This window comes from Mesorhizobium sp. M2A.F.Ca.ET.046.03.2.1, assembly GCF_003952425.1.
GTDB lineage: Bacteria > Pseudomonadota > Alphaproteobacteria > Rhizobiales > Rhizobiaceae > Mesorhizobium.
This window is the reverse complement of the sequence record NZ_CP034449.1, coordinates 2,460,524-2,482,092: the sequence shown is the minus strand read 5'-3', so window position 1 is coordinate 2,482,092 and position 21,569 is coordinate 2,460,524. Positions and strand designations below refer to the sequence as shown.

Sequence of the window (21,569 nt, the reverse complement as noted above, 5' to 3'; positions counted from 1 at the left end):
GTTGCGGACATAGGGCTCGGGAATGGTCTGCCCGGTTTCAAAGGCTGGGCTCTCAAGCGTGAAAGCCATGCTGGAACTCCCTGCTCTATCGCGTTCTTCTCGAAGAAAATCGACAAACGATCTTTGCTCGGATCGGTGGAGCGCAATCGCGGCTGGTTTCTTGGGAACGTGGGGCGTCGGCGGGAGTTCCAGCATCACGCCCCCCCGACGGCGCTCGATGAATGCTCGCAAGTGGAGCTATCGCCCCTTGAAAAGCTGCCCGGACGGAAGCGACGCAGGCCGTATCCGGCGAAAGAGTTGGCAGGTCGGCATAAGAGCCGTTGAGGCGGAACCGCAGGTCTCGACGATTTTGCCGGCCGCATTTTCGGTATATTGAATCGGGAAGGTTTCGGCGCAGCAGGTAACAACGTCATGCGCGTTCTGGTCCGGATTGCGGTGATCGTCGCGATATTGTTGGCGTTGCTGTATCTGGGATTGTGGTATTCGACTGGCGAACAGGGCTTTCTGCTGCTCCCCGGCGGCGCGCCGTCTCAATAGATGGATGGCCCTCAAATTTGAACTGGCTTTGACATTCCTGCGATGAATTCCCGTTGGGCCACGGCGTCCCTGCGATGACCTGCTCGCCCGATTGTTTGGCCCGGGTACAAAGGAAAGTGCCCGAGGAAACCCCTATGCCGGCGACGGCAACTAGGCTAAGTGGCTTCCTGTCAGAGGGATGCTTATGAGAATTCCGGTTTTGGGTGTGAAACTGGCACAGGGACGGGTTCGATCCGGACTGCTTGCGCGATCAAGCAGTCTCTTGCCGATGCTGGGCGGTGTGGCCGCGCTTGTCGCTTGCCAGTCGACTCCAGACACACAGCCTGTTGCTGGCTCCCATCCTGTTGCTGACCCGCAACCCGCTCCAGCCGCTGCACCCGCTCCGGCCTTGCCGAATTCGGCGGTGCTCGATCAGACGGTCGCGGTCGTTCCGCCCGGAAAGGGCGTTCCGGCGAGATACGCCGCCTTCTCCGGCATCTGGACAGGGCAGCTCAACGGCATGTATGACGGCAAGCTGGCGGTGCTGACCGTGTCCTCGGGCGGGCAGGTGACGGTCAGCTACGCATGGGGCGACCTAGCCGACAACAAGCCGGGCGTCGCCGACGGATCCGGCAGGATTTCCGGCAACACGTTGAAGCTCGGGCGCCTGCCGAACGGCGCCGACATCACCGCCACGATGCCGTCGCCAGGAACGCTCAACGTCACCTACGCGCTTGCCGGCCAGACCTATGCCGGCACGTTCGCCCGGGTCAGCCAGTAGGCAACGCCAGCCGTTAGAGCAATTCCAGGAAAAGTGTGAGCGGTTTTCCGTCCGGAATTGCGTAAAAACAAGGAGATAGAGCGGTTCGCCGTTTCCGTGAAACGGTGAAGCGCTCTAGAATTGAACCGGGTCGCGCGTGATCCGCACGCACATCGGCGTTCCGATCTCGATGGCCTGCCCGGTGTCGGTCAGCCGCCCGCTCGCCTCGTCGCGGGCGAAGATCGAGATGCGGTCGGCGTTCTGGTTGGCTGAGAACAGATGCCTGCCGGATGGCGTCAGCGCCAGGTTGCGCGGCGTCGCGCCGCCGCATGGCGTGAAGTCCACCGTTTCGAGTTTTCCCGTCTGCTGATCGACGGCGAAGATCGCGACGCTGTCATGGCCGCGGTTGGAGCCGTAGAGGAAACGGCCGTCGGGCGAAATCTGGATGTCGGCGCAGTGGTTGTGCGCGCGAGCCTCTCCGGGAACCGCCGGCTTGGTGTCGATGAGTTCAAGCCTGCCGGAAGACGGCTCGAGCGCCAGCGACATTACAGTCGAGTTGAGCTCGTTCATGACGAAGACGAAGCGGCCGTTCGGATGCAGCGCGACATGGCGCGGCCCGGCGCCGAGCGCGAGCGCCGACGACGCGAGCTTCACCAGCGCGCCGTCCGGCTCGATCCGGTAGGAGATCAGCTGGTCGATGCCGAGATCGGCGACGATGGCGACGCCGCCCTGGATGGTCTCGGTGACGCTGTGCGCATGCGAGCGCTCCTGCCGCTCTGCATTGGGGCCGGTGCCGGAATGCGCGACGCTCGCCAGCGGCGCCGTCAGGCCGCCATCGGCCGTAAAGCCGAACACGGCGACCGCCTTGTCGGGGCCGCCGCTGCCCATGCCGTAATTCGCGACCAGAAGCTTGCTGCCGTCGCGGGTGATCGTGTTGTGGGCGGTGATGCTGCCAAGCGATGGCTGCTTGTTGATATAGGCGAGCGAGTTGGTGGCGCGGTCGAAGCGATAGGCCGTGACCGTTCCCTCGCGCCAGGCGAAGACTTCCGAATTGGCATAGATCAGCGTCCCGTCCGGCGTCACCGACAGGAAGGTCGGATTGTCGACCTCATTGGTCTCGGCAAGTTTTTGAACGGCAAGCGTTGCCTCGTCGAAGGCGTAGACGCCGAGGCCGACGCCGCGCGCGCCCTGGAAATAGGGCGCCTCGCGGTTGAGGCTGCCGACAAAGACAAGACAGGCGCTTTGCATCGATCTTCCTCCCTAAGCAGGTTCCGCAAAAGTGTCTTACGGTTTTGCGAAGAGAACCTGCGAAACAACAATGCCGGCGGCTCCTCCGCCTGTGCCGGCTTTGCAAAAATTTCGCCGATCGTCGCTTGCAAGGCAATCCCATATGTGAAAATATTATTCACAAAAGAAAATTGACGGGAGGAAAGCGATCATGCGTCTCGCCATCCGGCATCGTGCCCGGAACCGCCTTGCAGGCCGCGCCGAAAGCTCCCGGAGCGCGGCATGAGCGCGTTCTCGCCGACCGTCGGCGTCGCCTCGACGCATCCGGCCGACATGCCTGAGGCGCATGCCGACATCCCGGTCTGGAATTCGGAAAACTGGTTCTACGAGGACTGGCAGCCCGGCCATAAAATCCGCTCGCTCCGCCGCACCATCTCCGAGGGCGAAAGCCATATGTTCAATGCGCTGGTGCTGGATATCCACCCTTACGTCCAGGACCAGATGTTCGCCGAAAGGGAAGGCATTTTCGGCAAGCGCCTGGTGGCCGGCGCCTTCGTCTTTTCCGCCGGACTCGGCCTCGTCGCCACCAACTGCGTCAACGCCTTTTCCTATGGCTATGACAAGCTCCGCTTCATCAAGCCGGTCTTCATCGGCGACACCATTTATTCGATCCGCACCAACCTCGACAAAAAGCCGCGCTATCACGACATGGGCCTGATCCGCGCCAGCTATGAAGTCTTCAAGGGTGAAGGAGAGCTCGTGCTCTACTGCGAGCATCTGCAGACGGTGAAATACAAGAACCCGGCCGATTTCGTCGGCAAGACCGAGAAGTGAACCGTGGCCGCTGACGCTGAACTTCCGCTGACCGGCCTCGTGGTCGTCGACATGAGCCAGTTCCTGTCGGGGCCTTACTGTTCGCTGCGCCTGCTCGACCTCGGCGCGCGCGTCATCAAGATCGAGCGGCCGGATGGAGGGGATCTCTCGCGCAGGCTCTATCTCAGCGACACCGAGATCGGCGGCGATTCCACCATCTTCCACGCCATCAACCGTGGCAAGGAGAGCCTGGCCATCGACCTCAAGAACGAGGCCGATCTCGCCGCGCTGCGCGGCCTGATCGCCAAGGCCGACGTGCTGATCCAGAACTTCCGGCCGGGCGTGATCGAGCGGCTCGGCCTCGATTACGAGCATGTCAGCACCATCAACCCGCGGCTCGTCTACGCCTCGATCAGCGGCTATGGCGAGGACGGCCCCTGGGTGAGGCGCCCGGGGCAGGATCTGCTCGCCCAAGCGCGCTCCGGCGTGATGTGGCTGAACGGCGACGAGGAGCAGGGGCCGGTGCCGTTCGGGCTGGCGATCGCCGACATGCTGGCGGGCGCGGCCTGCGCGCAAGGCATCCTGGCCAAACTGGTGCGGCGCGGCATCACGGGCGAGGGCGGCCATGTCGAGACCAGCCTCCTCGAGGCGCTGGTCGATTTCCAGTTCGAGGTGCTGACCACGCATCTCAATGACGGCCGCCGCCTGCCGAAGCGCTCGTCCTTTCGCAGCGCCCATGCCTACCTCTCGGCGCCTTACGGCGTCTATCCGGCCAAGGACGGTTACTTGGCGATCGCCATGACGCCGATCCCGAAGATTGCCGATCTGCTCGACTTGCCCGAGCTCGACCCGTTCCGCGACAAGCCCGCGACCTGGTTCACCGCCCGCGACGAGATCAAGGCGATCATCGCCAGACGCATCGCCGAAAAAACCACCGACGAGTGGCTGGCCATTCTCGAGCCCGCCGACATCTGGTGCGCCAAGGTGCTGACCTGGCCGGAGCTGATGGAAAACGACGGCTTCAAGGCGCTCGACATGCTGCAGACCGTGACGCGCGAGGACAATGTCTCGATCCTCACCACGCGTTCGCCGCTGCGCGTCGATGGCGCCCGCGCCAGGGTGGATCGGGCCGCGCCGCGCATCGGCGAGCACAGCGAGAAGATCCGCGCGGAGTTCGGCCTGTGAGCGGTGTTTTTCTGAAAGGCATGACCTGGAGCCATCCGCGCGGCTACGACCCGATGGTGGCCTGCTCGGCGCTATGGCGGGAAAAAACCGGCGTTTCGGTCGAATGGGAGAAGCGCTCGCTGCAGGATTTCGAGTCTTTCCCGGTAGAGGAACTCGCCCGCGCCTATGATCTGATCGTCATCGACCATCCGCATGTCGGCCAGATCACCGCGGAAAAGTGCCTGGCGCCGCTCGATGTGCCCGGGCGCGAGGCGGAACGCGAGGCGCTGGCCAGGGGCAGTGTCGGCAAATCCTACCCGAGCTACAATTGGCAGGGCCGGCAATGGGCCTTCCCGATTGATGCGGCGACGCAGGTGCAGGCCTGGCGACCGGATCTGATCCAGGCCGCGCCAAGAATCTGGACGGAAGTGCTGGCGCTTGCCGAGCAGGGGCGCGTTCTCTTGCCGCTACGGCCGCCGCATTCGCTGATGTGCTTCTACACTTTGGCCGCCGAGCTCGGCCAGCCCTGCACGGTCGACGGCTCGGTTGACCTCGTCGACGGCGAAACCGGCGAAACCGCCTTCGAGATGCTGAGCGAGATCGCGGCGCTTGTCGATCCCGCATGCCTGACGATGGACCCGATCGCGGTTTTCGAGAAAATGGCCGAGCCCGGCTCGCGCATCGCCTGCGCGCCGCTGATCTATGGCTATGTTTCCTATGCGGCGGCGGGTTTTCGGCCGCATCGCATCGCCTTTGCCGACATGCCGGTCGTCGGCGGCAACGGCCCGGTCGGCTCGGCGCTCGGCGGCACCGGCATTGCCGTCTCAGCCTTTTCCGCCCAACGCGAGGCGTCGATCGACTTCGCTTATTGGATCGCCAGCGGCGATGTGCAGCGCGGCCCTTACGCCGCCGCCGGTGGCCAGCCCGGCCATGCCGCCGCCTGGGAGGATGACGCCGTCAACGCCGCGACCGGCAACTTCTATCGCGCCACGCGCGCGACGCTCGAAGGCGCCTGGGTCCGCCCCCGCCATGACGGCTACATGGCGTTCCAGCAGCAGGCCTCCGACCGCATCAACGAAGGCCTTGCCGGCAGACAGGACGCGGGCCGCGTCGTCGCCGACATCAATCGCCTGTTCCGGGAGAGTTTCGCGCCGGCCGCCGCCGGCTAATTTCACTGCACCAAGGGAGGAAAAAATGACCAGCCTGACACGCGGCCTGCTCGCCGCAACCGCCATAGTCTCGATACCGTTCGCCGCCCATGCCGCCGACGTGAAGTCGGTGATCGACGGCCTGCCCGCCGATCTCAAGGCGCAATATGACGGCGCGCCGCAGAAAGTGCTGCCCTCGGCCTGGGATAATTTCACGCCGCCGGCGAAGCCCTGGAAGTGGTGCCATTCGGAGAGCTACCAGGGCAATCCGTGGCGCGTCTCGGTCACCAAGGAGCTGAAGCGGCTGGTCGACGGCCTCATCGCCGACGGCACGGTGTCGAGCTTCGAAGTGTCGGATTCGAACAACGACGCGAGCCAGCAGATCAACCAGATCCGCGCCTTCATTGACAAGAAATGCTCGATCATCACCTCGATCCCGGGCTCGGCAACGGCGCTCGACGACGCTGTCGATGCGGCGGCCAAGGCGGGCATTCCCTTCATCACAGCGGCGGGCTCCATCACCAGCCCCAACGCCATCAATGTCGATTCCAACTATGCCCGCTGGGGCTATGACATGATGACGGCGATCGGCAAGGCAAAGCCCGACGCCAGCGTGCTGGTGGTGGAAGGCATCGCCGGACATCCGATCGTGGTCCAGGAGAAGCAGGGCGCCGACAAGGCGCTGTCCGAGAACAAGGGGCTCAAGGTCGCGCGCACCGTCAACGGCAATTGGACGGCCAACGTCACCAAGACAGTGGTGCTGCAGGCGATCGCCACCAATCCGGCGCCGATCGACGCGGTGTGGACGACCGGCAGCGAAAGCCGCGTCGTCGCCGAAGCCTTCACCGAAGCCGGACGTCCGGCGCCGCTGATCACCGGCTCGATTACCGGCGACGCGCTCGGCTACTGGAAAGCCAATCCCGACAAGTACCGCTTCGAGGGCCATGCGGTGCTGCCGGGCTGGACGGCGGAGACTTTGTTCCGTGTCGGCGAGCGCATGCTCGACGGCCAGAAGCCCAAGCTCAACACGCTGCTGATCCCGATCCCGCCGGTGCATGCCGCCGAGCTCGACAAATGGTACAAGGACTGCATGACGCCGGATGCCGTGTCGGTCTTCCCGGTGCCGCCGACCGACCCGATGCCCGAAAATGTGCTCGACGCCTACTTCGCCAATCCGGCGCCGACCAAGGGCTGGGATTATTCCAAGGTGCCGGACGCCTGCGCCAAGTGATGTCACGCGAAGCCGACACCCACTGAGGGTCGGCTTCTCCATTTCGGAAAGAAAAATGCTCGAGGTCCAAGGCGTTTCAAAGCGCTATGGCGAAACCGTCGCGCTGGCGGAGGCGTCGATCGCCTTCCGTCCCGGCACGATCCATACGATCCTGGGCGAGAACGGCTCGGGCAAGAGCACGCTGGTGAAGCTGTTGTCCGGCATCGTGCAGCCGGATGGCGGCGCGATCCTGCTCGATGGCAAAGCGTTTTCCGGAGCGCAGCCCGCCGCCTTTCAGGCCGCGGGCTTTGCCACCGTGTTCCAGGAGGTGCTGGTCGCGCCTGAACGTTCGGTGACCGACAACATCCTTCTCGGCCTCGACGGCCTGTGGCGACGAGGCGTGCCGCGCGGCGAGCGGCGCGCCAGGGCGCAGGCCGCGCTCGGCCGCTTCGCGGTGACGCCGATCGATCTCGACCGGCCGTGCGGCGAGCTGCCGCTTGCCGCAAGGCAGCTTGTCGTGCTCGCCCGCGCCGTCATCCGCAACCCGCGTGTCCTGATCCTCGATGAGGTGACGGCGGCGCTCGACTTCGCCGACCGCGAGTCGGTCTTCGCGCTGATGCGCGCCATGGCCGGGGCGGGCACGCTGATCCTGTTCATCACGCACCGCATGGACGAAGTGATGGCTTTGTCCGACCGCATATCCATCCTGCGCGCCGGCCGCGTGGTGAAGACCGAGGAGCGCGGCACCTCGACCCCGGCCGAGCTCCTGGCGGCGATGGCGCCGCAAACGGCAGCGGAGCTGGCGCATGGCTGAGACAAAGGCGCTTCATGTGCGGGGGCTGGTCATCGCGCCGGGTGTCGATCCGATCAGCCAGACCATCGCGCCGGGCGAGATCGTCGGTCTTGCCGGGCTCGACGGCCATGGTCAGGAACGCTTCCTGCGCGCGCTGGCCGGGCTCGAGCGTCCGGTCGCGGGCGACATCGCTGTCGACGGTAAGGCCGGATCGATCACCAGCTTTCGCAAAGCCGTCGCCGGCGGCATCGCCTATCTGCCGCGCGATCGCCGCTCGACCGGCATTTTCCCGACTCAATCGGTGCTCGACAATTTCGCCATTTCCACCGTGTCGAACGACCGCCGCTTCGGCCTCTTGAGCTTCGCCGCCCGACGTCGTCGCTACGATACCTATAGGCAAAGGCTCAGCATAGTCGCGCCGCGTCCCGACGCGGCCATAACCACGCTGTCCGGCGGCAACCAGCAGAAGGTGCTGCTCGCCCGCGCCCTTGCGCTGGAGCCAAACTTCCTTCTGCTCAACGACCCGACGCGCGGCGTCGACGTGGCGACCCGGCACGTGCTCTATGACGTCTTCCGCGGCCTTGCCGCCGAGGGCATGGCCTTGGTGATCCTGTCCAGCGAGATCGAGGAGATACTGCTTCTCTGCCACCGCGTGCTGGTGTTCCGCGAGCAGCGCGTATCGGCCGAGTTCTCCGGCGCCGAGATGACCACCGATACGGTGATCGCCGCCATGTTCGGACGCGCCGCATGAGCCCGACCCTTCGCAAGCTGCGCGGCGTCGGCTTTGCTGTCGTGATGCTCGTCGTCCTGCTGGTGCTCAACGTCGCGCTCAATCCGGCGCGTTTTCAGCCTTCGTCCTGGGGCACGCTGCTCGGGCTGGCCGCTCCCCTGATCGGCGCGGCCGTCGCCTCGGCGCCGGTCATCCTGGCGGGACGCGGCGGCATCGACATCTCCGCCGGCCCGCTGATGGGCTTCGTCAACGCCCTGGTCATCCAGGTCCTGTTCCTCAATCTCGGCATCTCGTCGCCATGGATCGTCGTTCCGGCAGCGCTGTTGGTCGGGGCGACTGTTGGCGCCGCGAATGGCGCGCTTGCCACCATCGTGCGCATCCAGCCGATCGTGGCGACGCTCGGCACCTATCTGATCCTCACCGGCGTCACGCTCACCATCCTGCCGGCGCCGATCGGTCCGGCGCCGGACTGGCTGAAGGCCATGGCGGGACCGCTCTCGATCGTGCCGCTGGCGCTGATCGGCCTGTGCTGGCTGCTCGTGCGCCGCACGCCCTATTACGACCTGCTGATGGCCGTTGGCAGCGACGACCGCGCCGCCTATACGGCCGGCGTGCCGGTGACGAAGGTGCGGCTCGTTGCCTATGTCCTGACCGGGCTCTTTGCCGCCGCCGCCGGACTGATGCTCACCTCGCTGATCGGCTCGGCCGACCCCAATATCGGCCCGACCTACACGCTGATCGCGATTGCCGCCGTGGCGCTCGGCGGCGTCAGCCTCGCCGGCGGGCGCGGCGGTCTCGGCGGCGCCGCGATCGGCGCCATCGACATTTTCCTGCTGCAGAGCCTGCTCACCACCTTCAACGTTTCGACCTATGTGCTGCAGATCGCCTATGGCCTGATCCTCGTCGTCGCCGTGGTGCTGACAGCGGTGCAGGAACGGCTGTCGAGGCGGAAAGGCTGACCGGGATGACAAGCAACTGGTTCCAGTCCACCAACGCCCGCATCGCCGGCGCCTTCGCGATGGCGCTGCTGCTGCAGGTCGTCGGCACGCTGCTCATCCCCGGCTATTCGGCGCCTTTCGCCATCCGCGCGCTGCTGGTCATCGCCTCGCTGCTCGCGGTCGCCTCCGTCGGCCAGACGCTGGTCGTCATCCTCGGCGGCATCGATCTTTCCATTCCCTTCGTCATCGGCTTTGCCAATGTCGTCGCGGCGCAGCTTTACGGCCAGGGCTGGAACTTCGCCCTGGTCTGCGGTCTCGTCGGCATCCTTGCCGTCGCGATCGGCGCGCTCAATGGACTGATCTCGCGCGGGCTGAGCATCCATCCGCTCATCGTCACGCTCGGCATCGGCATGATCGTCCAGGGCGCAGTGCTGTTATGGACCGGCGGCTTCCCCTCCGGCTCGGCGCCTGAAGCCGTGTCCAGCTTCGTCTCGATCGGCGGCTCGGTCGGCCCCTTGCCTGTGCCCTTGCTGGTGCCCAGCCTCGTCATGCTGACGGCGCTGATCGTGCTGGTGCTCGCCCGCACGCCCTATGGGCGCCGCCTCTACGCGGTCGGCAGCAACCCTGAGGCGGCACCTCTGGCGCTGATCGACCCGCTGCGCATGTGGATCGTCACCTATGCCGCGAGCGCCTTCTTCGCGGCGGTCGCCGGCGTGCTTTTGCTCGGCTTCACCGGCTCGGCCTATGGCGATGTCGGCCAACCCTATCTGTTCCAGACGATCGCCGCCGTCGTGGTCGGCGGCGCAGCACTTGTCGGCGGCCTCGGCAGCTATCTCGGCACCATCGCCGGTGTGCTGGTGCTCACCGAAATCAACACGCTGCTGATCGGCCTCGGCTTCCGCCCATCGACGGTGCAGGCCGCCCTTGGCCTGGTCATCCTGCTTCTGGTCTCGCTCTACGGCCGCGAGCGCCACGTGCGGACGACGATCTAGGTGCAATTCCAGGAAAAGTGTGAAGCGGGTTCCGTCGGGAATTGCGCTAAGAAAGAGCTATAGCCGCCACAGCCGGCGCGCATTGCCCGAAAGCAGGCGCGTCCGCTCCGACTCGCTCGCGCCGGCCAGCAGCGCATGCGTCGCGGCGATCCAGGTGGTCAGCCCACCGCCCAAGGTGCAGACCGGCCAGTCGCTGCCCCAGATCACCCGGTCCCAGCCGAAGCAGCCTATCGTGTGTTCGACGTAGGGTTTGAGCGTATCGACCGTCCAGCTCGCCGGATCGGCATAGGCGACCACGCCGGAGATCTTGGCCGTGACGTTGGGCCGTTTGGCGATCGCTTCCATATGCCCGCGCCACGGATGCTCGGCATTGCCCTTGATGTCGGGCACGCCGCAATGGTCGAGCACGAACTGGACGTCGGGCGCGAGATCGGCAAGCGCCATCGCCTTCGGGATCTGATGCGGCAGCACCACCAGGTCGAAGGTCAGGCCGGTGCCGGCCAGCCGCTTGATGTTCTGGCGAAACAGCGCCCCTTCCGAGACATCGTCGGGCACGACATGCAGCACGCGGCGGAAACCCTTGATGAACGGGTCTGCCTTGACCGTCTCCAGATAGGCCTCGAAACCGGCCTCCTCGGGCCTGCAGGCGGCGATCGCTCCGCGAAGCAGGCTCCCGGCCCGGCCGGCGAGCGACTTCACATAAGCGGTCTCAGCTGCGATGTCGGCGGGGTCGACATCGACCTCCATATGCAGCACGCCCTCGATGCCGGAGCGCAACGCATCGGTGGCATACTCCTGGTAGGAAAAGTCGCGGTTCAGCGCCGGCACGCCGGCCAGCCACGGGTAGCGCAGCGCGGCCTGGTCAATGAGGTGCAGATGCGTGTCGATGATCATGGCGGCGTCTCCTCCCTTGGTGCCAGACAATATCCCGCCTAAAAATCCATTATTCAAATAAGAAATTACGACGATTGCGGCACATCCGACCCCGCGAGCTGCGACAACCTCGCGGCGGCGTCCTGCAGGTGCCGAATCGTCAGCGTGATATCCGGCGCCGTGGGAGCGTTGACGAGGGTGATGTAAGGGATGGTCAGCGCCGCGATGGCTCTGCCGTCGGGTCCGAGCACCGGCGTCGAGAGGTTGTAGACGCCGGCGGTCTGCAGCGAGGCCATCATCTCGTAGCCGCGGTCGCGCACCTGGTCGAGGCGGGCGAAGAACTCCGGCGTCAGATTGAGCTGTTCGGTGCTCTGCAGATGCTCGGCGATCATCATCTTGCGTTCCTCCGGCGAGCGGAAGGCAAGCAGCACATGGCCGGAGCCGGTGTCGAACAGGCTGATATGCGACCCGACGCGAATCGAGATGCCCCAGTAGCGCGGCGCTTCCTGCTGGGCGATGACAACGGCGGCGCCGCGGTCGAACACCACCAATTGATTGGCCTGCCATGAGGTTTCGGCGAGTTCCCGCATGATCGGCGTCGCGTAGGACACCAGCCGCCGCACCGGCGCGTGCAATTGCGCCAGCCCGAAAAGCTTGAGCGTCAGCGAATAGCGGTCGCCGTCGATCTTGGTGACATAGCCGCGCCGCACCAGGCGGTCGAGCATGCGGTAGAACTCGTTCGGGCTGCGGTCGAGCCGCTTGGCAATTTCGGCTTGCGTCAGGCCGCCGTCGACGCCTGACAGCAGCTCGAGTATGTCCAGCCCCTTGTCCAGCGCCGGCGCGCGGTAGCGGTCCCCGTCTTCTTCCTCGGCCACCTGCCCCTCCAGTGAATTTCCTTCTGCATATATGCATGAAGTTCGTGTCGCTGGAAGCATAATCGGCTTGACCCGTGAATGAAAATGCTATTTGCATATGAATGAAGCTTAAGCGATCGGCTGCGCATCCGGCCGGCCGTCGCCGCGAGCTCGTGGGAGGAGAGAACATGACGAGACTGCTTCTGGGCGTTTCCGCCGGCCTGGCCGGCTTGCTGCTGACCGGCACGGCGTTTTCAGCCGATCTGCCCGGCAAATTTCCGGGCGTGACGATCGACGCGAAGCTGATCGGCGGCCAGCAATATGAGAAGCTCTACGAGCGCATTCCCGAATGGGAGAAGCTGACCGGCGCCAAGGTCAACATCCTGTCGAAGAAGAACCACTTCGACCTCGACAAGGAGATCAAGTCGGACATTGCCTCCAACTCGATCACCTGGTGCGTCGGCTCCAACCACACCTCGTTCGCGCCGCAATATCCCGGCATCTACACCGATCTCGCCAAGCTGTTGCCGAAGGAAGAGATCGACGCCTTCGTGCCGGCCAACATCGCCGCCGGCACGTTGGACGGCAAGCTGGTGATGCTGCCGCGCGCCCAGTTCGACGTCTCGGCGCTCTACTACCAGAAGAGCCTCTACCGGGACGAAGCCAAGAAAAAGGCCTACAAGGACAAATACGGCGAGGAGCTCGCTCCGCCGGACACGTTCGACGAGATGGCGCAGCAGGCCGAATTCTTCGCCAGCCCGCCTGATTTCTACGGCACGCAATATGCCGGCAAGGAAGAGGCGATCAACGGCCGCTTCTACGAGATGGTGGTCGCCGATGGCGGCGAATATCTCGACAAGGACGGCAAGCCCGCCTTCAACTCCGAGGCCGGCGTCAAGGCGCTCGACTGGTTCGTCAACCTCTACAAGGCCAAGGCCGTGCCGGCCGGCACCACCAATTATCTGTGGGACGATCTCGGCCAGGGCTTCGCCTCCGGCACCGTGGCGATCAACCTCGACTGGCCTGGCTGGGCCGGCTTCTTCAATGATCCGAAATCGTCCAAGGTCGCCGGCAATGTCGGCGTCAAGGTCCAGCCCAAGGGCTCGTCCGGCAAGCGTTCCGGCTGGTCCGGCGCGCATGGCTTCTCGGTGACCGAGAACTGCGCCAACAAGGAAGCCGCCGCCTCGCTGGTCTGGTGGCTGACCAATGAGGACAGCCAGAAGCTGGAAGCCGCGGCCGGCCCTCTGCCCACCCGAACCAAGGTTTGGGAATGGGATCTCGAGCAGGCGAAGTCCGATCCCTACAAGACCGAAGTGCTGCAGGCCTTCCAGGAAGCCGCCAAGAACGCCTTCCCGGTGCCGCAGACGCCGGAATGGATCGAGATCTCCAACGCCGTCTATCCCGAGCTGCAGGCCGCCATCCTCGGCGACAAGACGTCGAAGCAGGCGCTCGACGACGCTGCCGCCAAGGCAACGCAAATCCTCCAGGACGCGGGCAAGCTCTAGGCAACCGCATCCCGCAACCGCCTCCCCGCAAACCGGGGAGGCGGCCGCGTAGCCTCGCAAAATATGCCATCCTCGGTACCGCCCGCGGCTGGATCACATCACCTCGCTGACAGGATCCCGATGAAGGGCTTGAAGCCATCCGCGCCGATTCTCCTGCTGCTGCCGGCCTTTGTCGTGCTGGCGGCGGTGGTGCTCGTGCCGCTGCTTTTGTCGCTCTATTCCAGCTTCACGCCCTTCCGCCTGACCCGGCCCGAGACCTTCTTCGTGCTGATCGGCTTCAGGAACTATGTCTCGATCCTGAGCAATCCGGACTTCTGGTGGGCCTTCGGTCGCACCGTTCTGCTGCTCACCATCGCGCTCAATCTCGAAATGCTGCTCGGCCTCGGCCTGGCCATGCTGGTCGAGAAGGCAAAACGCGGCCAGCGCATCCTGCGCACGCTGATGATGTTCCCGATGATGTTCTCGCCGATCCTGGTCGGCTTCCAGTTCAAGTTCATGTTCAACGACAATATCGGCCTGGTGAACAACGCGCTGCAGTCGCTCGGCCTCACCGAGGAAGCCATCCCGTGGCTGATCGAAAGCCACCTCGCCTTCACCGCCATCACCATAGCGGAAGTCTGGTCGTCGACCTCGATCTTCGCCATCCTGATCCTGGCCGGTCTGCTCGCCATGCCCAAGGAGCCGATCGAGGCGGCCCGCGTCGACGGCTGCACGCCCTGGCAGACCTTCCGCTATGTGACCTGGCCTTTCGTCATGCCCTTCGCCTACATCGCCATGACGATCCGTTCGCTCGACGTCGCGCGCGCCTATGACATCGTCAAGATCATGACCGATGGCGGCCCGGCCGGCCGCACCGAGCTGTTGTGGACGCTGGTCGGGCGCACCGCCTACAGCGACGCCCGCATGGGCCTCGCCAACGCCATGGCCTATTTCTCGATCCTGCTGTCGATCGCCTTCACGGTCTATTTCTACAACAAGCTCGCCGCGGCGCGCGCGCAGATCGGCGCGGAGTGGTGATGATGGACGAGAACGCCTCCGCCCGGCTGATCCGCCGCACGCTGACCGTGGCGCATCGTGTCGGCCTGTTCCTGGCCATGCTGCTGATCTGCCTGCCGGGCATCTGGATCGTGCTGTCGTCGCTCAGGCCCACAGTCGAGATCATGGCCAAGCCGCCGGTCTGGATCCCGCAAGAGCTGTCCTTCGACGCCTATGTCGCCATGTTCAGCGGCATCGGCAAAGGCGGCATTCCGGTGCTCGACTATTTCCGCAACTCGCTGATCATCTCGGTCACCTCGACGGTGATCGCGGTCGCCATCGGCATGGCCGGCGGCTACGCCTTCGCGCGCTATCGCTTCCGTGGCAAGCCGGGCATGTTCCTCGGCCTGATGCTGACCCGTACCGTGCCCGGCATCGCCATGTCGCTGCCGCTCTTCTTCGTCTATGCGCGGCTCGGCATCATCGACACGCATTTCGGCATGATCCTCGCCTATGTGGCGCTGAACATCCCCTTCACCATCTGGCTGATCGACGGCTTTTTCCGCCAGGTGCCGAAGGATTTGGCCGAGGCCGCGCAGATCGACGGCTGCACGCGCTGGCAGGCCTTCTGGCAGGTCGAATTCCCGCTGGCGCGTCCCGGCATCGCCTCGGCCGCCATCTTCGCCTTCCTCACCTGCTGGAACGAGTTCGCGCTGGCCTCGCAGCTGACCCGTTCCGTCAACTCCAAGACGCTGCCCGTCGGGCTGCTCGACTACACGGCCGAGTTCACCATCGACTGGCGCGGCATGTGCGCGCTGGCCGTGGTGATGATCATCCCGGCGCTGACCCTCACCTACATCGTCCAGAAACACCTCGTCGGCGGCCTCACCTCCGGCGCGGTGAAAGGTTGAACTTCATGGCAACGGTTTCGCTGAAAAAGCTCACCAAACGTTACGGCAACATGGAGATCGTGCACGGCATCGATCTCGACATCGCCGACCGCGAGTTCATCGCGCTGGTCGGCCCGTCGGGCTGCGGCAAGTCGACGACCTTGCGCATGATCGCGGGCCTCGAGGACATCAGCGGCGGCAACATCGACATCGGCGGCCGCGTGGTCAACGACCTGCCGCCGCGCTCGCGCAACATCTCGATGGTGTTCCAGTCCTACGCGCTCTACCCGCATATGACGGTGCGCGAGAATCTCGGCTTCTCGCTGAAGATCGCGGGCGCCGCCAAGGACGACATGGACCGCCGTGTGGCGGAAGCCTCCGCCATCCTCGGCCTGGACGAACTGCTTGACCGTAGGCCCTCGCAGCTCTCCGGCGGTCAGCGCCAGCGCGTCGCCATGGGCCGCGCCATCGTGCGCGATCCCGACGTGTTCCTGTTCGACGAGCCGCTCTCCAACCTCGACGCCAAGCTGCGCACACAGATGCGCACCGAGATCAAGAAGCTGCACGCCAAGGTGAAGTCGACGGTGATCTATGTCACCCACGACCAGGTCGAGGCGATGACGCTTGCCGACCGCATCGTCATCATGCGCTCCGGCCATATCGAGCAGGTCGGCACGCCGGACGAGGTGTTCAGCCGTCCTGCCACCCGTTTCGTCGCCGGTTTCATCGGCTCGCCGCCGATGAATTTGCACGAGGCGACCGTCAGCGACGGCAGATTGGTTTTCAGCCGCGGCGACAGCCTGCCGCTGCCTGGCCAGTTCAAGTCGAAGACGGCGGCCGGCGACAAGGTCGTGTTCGGCATCCGCCCGGATGATTTCTACCCGACCGGCCACGGCCTGAGCTCGGGCGGCGAAACCGAAGTCCACCGCGTCGAGCTGCCGGTCAGCATCACCGAGCCGCTCGGCAATGAAACTTTGGTCTTCGCCGAGTTCAACGGCGCCGACTGGGTCTCGCGCATGCTCAATCCCAGGCCGCTGAAAGCCGGCGACAGGATCGGCATGAGCTTCGATCTGAGCCGCGCGCATCTGTTCTCCGCCGAAACCGGCAAGTCGCTGAGGAACTGACATGGCGAAAATCGAGAAGATCGAACTGCGCATGGTCGACCTCGTGCCGAAGGTCAAGCGCACGGACGCCATCCAGAGTTTCGTCAGCCAGGAAACGCCGATCGTAACCATCACCGATTCCGACGGCGCGACGGGCACCGGCTACAGCTACACGATCGGCACCGGCGGCTCGTCGGTGATGCGGCTTCTCGCCGACCATCTCGCGCCGCGCCTGATCGGCCGCGACGCCGACCAGATCGAGGCGATCTGGCACGATCTCGAATTCGCCACCCACGCCACCACCATCGGCGCCATCACCGCGATCGCGCTCGCCGCGATCGACACGGCGCTGTGGGATCTGCGGGCGAGAAAACAGAACCTGCCGCTCTGGAAGCTCGCCGGCGGCGCCAAGGACCGCTGTCCGCTCTACACGACAGAAGGCGGCTGGCTGCATATCGAGACGCAGGCTTTGGTCGACGATGCGCTGGAAGCGAAGGCCAAGGGCTTCACCGGCTCGAAGGTCAAGATCGGGAAGCCGCATGGCTCGGAGGATTTTTCGCGGCTGTCGGCCGTGCGCAAGGCCGTCGCCGACGGCTATGAGATCATGACCGACTGCAACCAGGGCTTTTCCGTCGACGAGGCGATCCGCCGCGCCGAGCGGCTGCGCGATCTCGACCTCGCCTGGATCGAGGAGCCGCTGCCGGCCGACGACATAGACGGCCATGTGCGGCTGTCGAATTCGACGGCGACGCCGATCGCCGTCGGCGAGTCGCTCTATTCGATCAGGCATTTCCGCGAGTACATGCAGAAAGGCGGCGCCAGCATCATCCAGGTCGATGTCGGCCGCATCGGCGGCATCACGCCCTGGCTGAAAGTCGCCCATGCCGCGGAGGCCTTCGACATGCCGGTCTGCCCGCATTTCCTGATGGAATTGCATGTCAGCCTGGTCTGCGCCATCCAGAACGGCAAATATGTCGAGTATATTCCGCAGCTCGATGAGTTGACGGGCGCCAAGATGCGCATCGAGGATGGCCATGCTCTGGCGCCCAGCGAGCCCGGCATCGGCATCGACTGGGACTGGGACGCGGTCAAGGCAAGAAGCATCGCCGAATTCACTACGGCGATCGTGAAATAGGGAGGCGGTTATGCAGCGCATGGGCATGGTGCTTGGATTGAAATCCGAGAAGGTCGAGGAATATGTCCGCCTTCACGCCGCCGTCTGGCCGGACGTGCTGACCATGATCTCGGCCTGCAACATCAAGAACTATTCGATCCACCTGAAGCGGCCGGAGAACCTGCTTTTCTCCTATTTCGAATATCACGGCACCGACTACGCCGCCGATATGGCCAAGATGGCGGCCGACCCGAAGACGCAGGAATGGTGGGCGGTCTGCATGCCCTGCCAGGAGCCGCTGGAAACCCGCAAGGAGGGCGAGTGGTGGGCGTCGATGGACGAGGTCTTCCATCATGACTGAGGTCTTCGCTCCGGCATCGCTGGCCCAGTCCTGGCCGAAGCCGTCGAAGCCGCGCCAGATCGTCACCTTCGGCGCCGGTTCGATCGTCGGCGACGCGCATTTTCCGGCCTATCGCAAGGGCGGCTTCCCGATTTCCGGCCTCTACGATCCGGACCAGGCGAAGGCGCAGAAGCTCGCCGAGACATGGGGCGTGACGGCGTTTCGTTCGGTCGAGGAAGCAGCGGCGGTGAAGGACGCGATCTTCGACCTCGCCACCCCGCCCGGCCGCCACGCCGATGTGCTGAAAGCGCTGCCGGATGGCGCCGTCGCGCTGATCCAGAAGCCGATGGGCAATTATCTCGGCGAGGCGACGGAAATCCTTGAAATCTGCCGCGCCAAGCGACTGAAGGCCGCGGTCAACTTCCAGCTTCGCTTCGCGCCGATGATGCTGGCGCTGAAGGACGCCATCGCCAAGGGCTGGCTGGGCGAGGTCGTCGATTTCGATGCGCTGCTCGCGCTCGATACGCCGTGGCAGCTTTGGGAGTTCCTGCTCAAGGCGCCACGCGTCGAGATCGCCATGCATTCGATCCATTATCTCGACCTGATCCGCCAGCTTCTCGGCGACCCGCTGGGCGTGCACGCCAAGACGCTCGGCCATCCCAACCACAAGGTCGCGCAGACCCGCACCAGCGCCATCCTCGACTACGGCGACACGGTGCGCTGCGCGCTCTCGATCAACCACGACCACAAATTCGGCCGCCGCCACCAGGCCTGCGAGTTTCGCATCTGCGGCACCGAGGGCGCGGCCTATGTCAAGCTCGGCCTCAATCTCGATTACCCGCGCGGCGAGCCGGACATTCTGGAAATCCATCCGAAAGGCGGGTCGGAGTGGGTCACCGTGCCGCTCGCCGGCGAATGGTTTCCCGATGCCTTTGTCGGCCGCATGGCCAATGTCCAGCGCTTCGCCTCCGGCGAAGATGCTGAGCTGGTGAGTTCCGTCGAGGACGCCTGGCACACCATGGCGCTGGTCGAGGCCGCCTATAAATCGAGCGCCGCGCCGGCGACGCCGCTGGCCGCGAAGCCATAAGGCCGGACATGGAACAGACCACCTATTTCGAGGATTACGAGATCGGTGCGTCGCGCCTCACCAGCGGCCGCACCATCACCGAGACCGATTTCATCGTCCATGCCGGCCACACCGGCGATTTCTTCCCGCATCACATGGATGCCGAGTTCATGAAGACGACGCCCTTCGGCCAGCGCATCGCGCATGGCACGCTGGTCTTCTCGGTCGGCGTCGGCCTGACGGCAAGCGTCATCAATCCGGTCGCCTTCTCCTATGGTTACGACCGGCTGCGTTTCATCAAGCCGGTCTTCATCGGCGACACGATCCGCACGCGCACCACCATCGCGGCCAAGGAAGATGACCCGAAACGGCCGAATGCCGGACGCGTCATCGAACGCGTCGAGGTTTTGAACCAGCGCGACCAGGTCGTGCTGGCCGCGGACCACATCTACATCGTCGAGCGACGGCCCGGCTGAAGGACGGAGATAAAGAATGGCTGACATCACAGGCAAGGTCGTGGTCGTTACGGCGGCCGCGCAGGGCATTGGGCGGGCAAGCGCGCTGGCCTTCGGCAAAGCGGGCGCCATCGTCCACGCCACCGACATCAACGAGACGGCCCTGGCCGAGCTCGCCAGGACGCCCGGCATCACGACTCGAAAACTCGATGTGCTGAACGACGAGGCGGTGAAGGCCGCTTTCGCCGAGATCGGCCGCGTCGACGTCTTGTTCAACTGCGCCGGCTTCGTCCATGCCGGCTCGATCCTGGAGATGAAGGACGAGGATCTCGATTTCGCCTTCAACCTCAATGTGCGCGCCATGATCCGCACCATCCGTGCCGTGCTGCCCGGCATGCTGGAGCGCGGCGACGGCGCGATCATCAACATGGCGTCCGTCGCCGGCGCCCCGAAAGGGGTGCCGAACCGTTTTGCTTACGGCGTGACCAAGGCGGCCGTCATCGGCCTGACAAAATCAATTGCCGCCGACTATGTAGCTAAGGGTATACGCTGCAATGCCATTTGTCCGGGCACGGTCGAGAGCCCTTCGCTTCAGGGCCGCATGCAGGCGCAAGGCGACTATGAGGCGGCGCGCGCGGCCTTCATCGCCCGCCAGCCGATGGGCAGGATCGGCACGCCGGAAGAGATCGCCGATCTCGCCGTCTATCTGGCCGGCGCGACCTACACGACCGGGCAGGCCTACAACATCGACGGCGGCTGGTCGATCTGAGGCCGCTCCGGCGATCGAATGACGAGGCGGGCCAGCACGAGGCAGCAATGACGAAAATCACGGACCTCAGAACCTTCGACCTCCGCTTCCCGACATCGCAAAGCCTCGACGGCTCCGACGCGATGAACCCGGATCCGGACTACTCGGCCGCCTATGTCATCCTCGACACCGACGTCCCGTCGCTGAAGGGCCATGGCCTCACCTTCACCATCGGCCGTGGCAACGAGATCTGCTGCGCGGCGATCGAGGCGCTGCGCCATCTCGTCGTCGGTCTCGATCTCGACTGGGTGAAAGAGGACCCCGGCCGCTTCTGGCATCACGTGACCGGCGACAGCCAGTTGCGCTGGATCGGGCCGGACAAGGGCGCCATGCATCTCGCAGTCGGCGCGGTGGTCAACGCGGTGTGGGATCTCTGGGCCAAGGAAGCCGGCAAGCCGGTCTGGCGCCTGGTCGCCGAGATGAGCCCGGAAGAGATCGTCAGGATCATCGACTTCCGCTATCTCACCGACGCCATCACGCCGGCCGAGGCGCTCGAGATTTTGAAGAAGGCCGAAGCCGGCAAGGTCGAGCGCATCGCCGCGCTCGAGCGCGAGGGCTATGCCTGCTACACCACCTCGGCCGGCTGGCTCGGCTATCCCGACGACAAGCTCAGGCGCCTCTGCCAGGAAGCGGTCGACGATGGGTTCAACCACATCAAGCTGAAGGTCGGCCGTGACCGCGCCGACGACATCCGCCGTCTCAGGATCGCCCGCGAGGTCATCGGTCCGGACCGTTATTTGATGATCGACGCTAACCAGGTCTGGGAGGTCGACCAGGCGATTGATTGGCTCAAGGACCTCGCGTTCGCCAAGCCCTTCTTCATCGAGGAGCCGACCAGTCCCGACGACGTCGGCGGCCACGCCAAGATCCGCAAGGCCGTGGCGCCGATCAAGGTCGCGACCGGCGAGATGTGCCAGAACCGCATCATGTTCAAGCAGTTCATCGCCGGCGGCGCAATCGACGTGGTGCAGATCGATTCCTGTCGCATGGGCGGGCTGAACGAAGTGCTGGCGGTGCTGCTGATCGCCGCCAAGTTCGGCCTGCCGGTCTGGCCGCATGCCGGCGGCGTCGGCTTGTGCGAATATGTCCAGCATCTGTCGATGATCGACTACGTCGCCGTGTCAGGTACTAAGGATGGGCGGGTGATCGAATATGTCGACCACCTGCACGAGCATTTCATCGAACCCTGCGTCATCCGCGACGCCGCCTATATGCCGCCCCAGGCGCCCGGTTTCTCGATCGAGATGAAGGCGCAGTCGATCGAGGATTACCTGCACCGCGCCTGACATCGGTGG

Annotated in this window: 23 protein-coding genes; 20 read left to right on the top strand and 3 right to left on the bottom strand. The window is 64.7% G+C overall.

The genetic code is table 11. The annotated features are described in order from the left end of the window. Positions 1 to 411: 411 nt before the first annotated feature. Positions 412 to 537 (top strand): hypothetical protein, encoded by a 126-nt coding sequence (locus tag EJ072_RS37280; RefSeq protein ID WP_281058740.1) that lies wholly within the window; start codon positions 412 to 414, stop codon positions 535 to 537. Positions 538 to 940: 403 nt separating this feature from the next. Then, on the top strand, positions 941 to 1,297 hold the full coding sequence (locus EJ072_RS11775) for a hypothetical protein (protein WP_245467288.1): 357 nt from the start codon (positions 941 to 943) through the stop codon (positions 1,295 to 1,297). A 114-nt stretch (positions 1,298 to 1,411) separates the two neighbouring features. On the opposite strand, the gene EJ072_RS11770 is transcribed toward EJ072_RS11775, so the two are convergent. Continuing rightward, a complete protein-coding gene (locus EJ072_RS11770) occupies positions 1,412 to 2,524 on the bottom strand; it encodes a lactonase family protein (protein ID WP_126079850.1) in 1,113 nt (370 codons plus the stop codon). 261 nt (positions 2,525 to 2,785) lie between these two features. On the opposite strand from EJ072_RS11770, the gene EJ072_RS11765 reads away from it, so the two are divergent. The 8 genes from EJ072_RS11765 to EJ072_RS11730 are packed head-to-tail and all read left to right on the top strand — an operon-like array spanning position 2,786 to position 10,291. Continuing rightward, a complete protein-coding gene (locus EJ072_RS11765) occupies positions 2,786 to 3,337 on the top strand; it encodes a MaoC family dehydratase (protein WP_126079849.1) in 552 nt (183 codons plus the stop codon). A gap of 3 nt (positions 3,338 to 3,340) precedes the next feature. Further along, positions 3,341 to 4,501, top strand: a complete 1,161-nt coding sequence (locus EJ072_RS11760) for a CaiB/BaiF CoA-transferase family protein (RefSeq protein ID WP_126079848.1) — start codon at positions 3,341 to 3,343, stop codon at positions 4,499 to 4,501. 20 nt (positions 4,502 to 4,521) lie between these two features. Beyond that, positions 4,522 to 5,649, top strand: a complete 1,128-nt coding sequence (locus EJ072_RS11755) for an extracellular solute-binding protein (RefSeq protein ID WP_189343348.1) — start codon at positions 4,522 to 4,524, stop codon at positions 5,647 to 5,649. Between the two features lie 25 nt (positions 5,650 to 5,674). Then, positions 5,675 to 6,859 carry a substrate-binding domain-containing protein gene (locus EJ072_RS11750; protein WP_126079846.1) on the top strand — a complete coding sequence of 395 codons (1,185 nt, stop codon included), beginning with the start codon at positions 5,675 to 5,677 and terminating at the stop codon, positions 6,857 to 6,859. Positions 6,860 to 6,914: 55 nt separating this feature from the next. Further along, positions 6,915 to 7,652: an ATP-binding cassette domain-containing protein gene (locus EJ072_RS11745; protein WP_126079845.1), complete on the top strand. Its 738-nt coding sequence runs from the start codon at positions 6,915 to 6,917 to the stop codon at positions 7,650 to 7,652. Next, positions 7,645 to 8,382, top strand: a complete 738-nt coding sequence (locus tag EJ072_RS11740; RefSeq protein WP_126079844.1) for an ATP-binding cassette domain-containing protein — start codon at positions 7,645 to 7,647, stop codon at positions 8,380 to 8,382. Before EJ072_RS11745 ends, EJ072_RS11740 begins: the two co-directional genes overlap by 8 nt. Then, complete coding sequence (locus tag EJ072_RS11735; protein WP_126079843.1) at positions 8,379 to 9,320, top strand: ABC transporter permease; 942 nt, start codon at positions 8,379 to 8,381, stop codon at positions 9,318 to 9,320. Before EJ072_RS11740 ends, EJ072_RS11735 begins: the two co-directional genes overlap by 4 nt. Before the next feature lie 5 nt (positions 9,321 to 9,325). Beyond that, complete coding sequence (locus EJ072_RS11730; protein WP_126079842.1) at positions 9,326 to 10,291, top strand: ABC transporter permease; 966 nt, start codon at positions 9,326 to 9,328, stop codon at positions 10,289 to 10,291. A 57-nt stretch (positions 10,292 to 10,348) separates the two neighbouring features. Here EJ072_RS11730 and EJ072_RS11725 read toward each other — a convergent pair whose 3' ends face one another. Next, positions 10,349 to 11,185, bottom strand: coding sequence for an amidohydrolase (locus EJ072_RS11725; protein WP_126079841.1), 837 nt, complete (start codon positions 11,183 to 11,185; stop codon positions 10,349 to 10,351). Between the two features lie 65 nt (positions 11,186 to 11,250). Next, on the bottom strand, positions 11,251 to 12,039 hold the full coding sequence (locus EJ072_RS11720; RefSeq protein ID WP_245467287.1) for an IclR family transcriptional regulator: 789 nt from the start codon (positions 12,037 to 12,039) through the stop codon (positions 11,251 to 11,253). A gap of 167 nt (positions 12,040 to 12,206) precedes the next feature. On the opposite strand from EJ072_RS11720, the gene EJ072_RS11715 reads away from it, so the two are divergent. The 10 genes from EJ072_RS11715 to EJ072_RS11670 all read left to right on the top strand — a co-directional run bounded on the left by EJ072_RS11715 (position 12,207) and on the right by EJ072_RS11670 (position 21,560). Next, entirely contained in the window at positions 12,207 to 13,523 is a 1,317-nt protein-coding gene (locus EJ072_RS11715; protein WP_126079839.1) for a sugar ABC transporter substrate-binding protein, read from the top strand. A gap of 120 nt (positions 13,524 to 13,643) precedes the next feature. Further along, positions 13,644 to 14,540 (top strand): sugar ABC transporter permease, encoded by an 897-nt coding sequence (locus EJ072_RS11710; protein ID WP_126079838.1) that lies wholly within the window; start codon positions 13,644 to 13,646, stop codon positions 14,538 to 14,540. Between the two features lie 2 nt (positions 14,541 to 14,542). Then, entirely contained in the window at positions 14,543 to 15,409 is an 867-nt protein-coding gene (locus EJ072_RS11705; protein WP_126083599.1) for a carbohydrate ABC transporter permease, read from the top strand. Positions 15,410 to 15,414: 5 nt separating this feature from the next. Next, positions 15,415 to 16,512 (top strand): sn-glycerol-3-phosphate ABC transporter ATP-binding protein UgpC, encoded by a 1,098-nt coding sequence (ugpC, locus tag EJ072_RS11700; RefSeq protein WP_126079837.1) that lies wholly within the window; start codon positions 15,415 to 15,417, stop codon positions 16,510 to 16,512. Between the two features lies 1 nt (position 16,513). After that, the gene (locus EJ072_RS11695) at positions 16,514 to 17,626 is read left to right on the top strand and encodes a mandelate racemase/muconate lactonizing enzyme family protein (protein WP_126079836.1); all 1,113 of its coding nucleotides are present in this window, start codon (positions 16,514 to 16,516) and stop codon (positions 17,624 to 17,626) included. Between the two features lie 10 nt (positions 17,627 to 17,636). Continuing rightward, positions 17,637 to 17,966, top strand: coding sequence for an L-rhamnose mutarotase (locus tag EJ072_RS11690; RefSeq protein WP_126079835.1), 330 nt, complete (start codon positions 17,637 to 17,639; stop codon positions 17,964 to 17,966). Further along, positions 17,959 to 19,032 carry a Gfo/Idh/MocA family oxidoreductase gene (locus tag EJ072_RS11685; protein ID WP_126079834.1) on the top strand — a complete coding sequence of 358 codons (1,074 nt, stop codon included), beginning with the start codon at positions 17,959 to 17,961 and terminating at the stop codon, positions 19,030 to 19,032. Before EJ072_RS11690 ends, EJ072_RS11685 begins: the two co-directional genes overlap by 8 nt. Before the next feature lie 8 nt (positions 19,033 to 19,040). Next, the gene (locus tag EJ072_RS11680; protein ID WP_126079833.1) at positions 19,041 to 19,487 is read left to right on the top strand and encodes a MaoC/PaaZ C-terminal domain-containing protein; all 447 of its coding nucleotides are present in this window, start codon (positions 19,041 to 19,043) and stop codon (positions 19,485 to 19,487) included. Positions 19,488 to 19,503: 16 nt separating this feature from the next. Then, positions 19,504 to 20,235 carry an SDR family oxidoreductase gene (locus EJ072_RS11675; RefSeq protein ID WP_126079832.1) on the top strand — a complete coding sequence of 244 codons (732 nt, stop codon included), beginning with the start codon at positions 19,504 to 19,506 and terminating at the stop codon, positions 20,233 to 20,235. Positions 20,236 to 20,282: 47 nt separating this feature from the next. Further along, positions 20,283 to 21,560, top strand: coding sequence for an L-fuconate dehydratase (locus EJ072_RS11670; protein WP_126079831.1), 1,278 nt, complete (start codon positions 20,283 to 20,285; stop codon positions 21,558 to 21,560). The last annotated feature ends 9 nt before the right edge of the window (positions 21,561 to 21,569 follow it).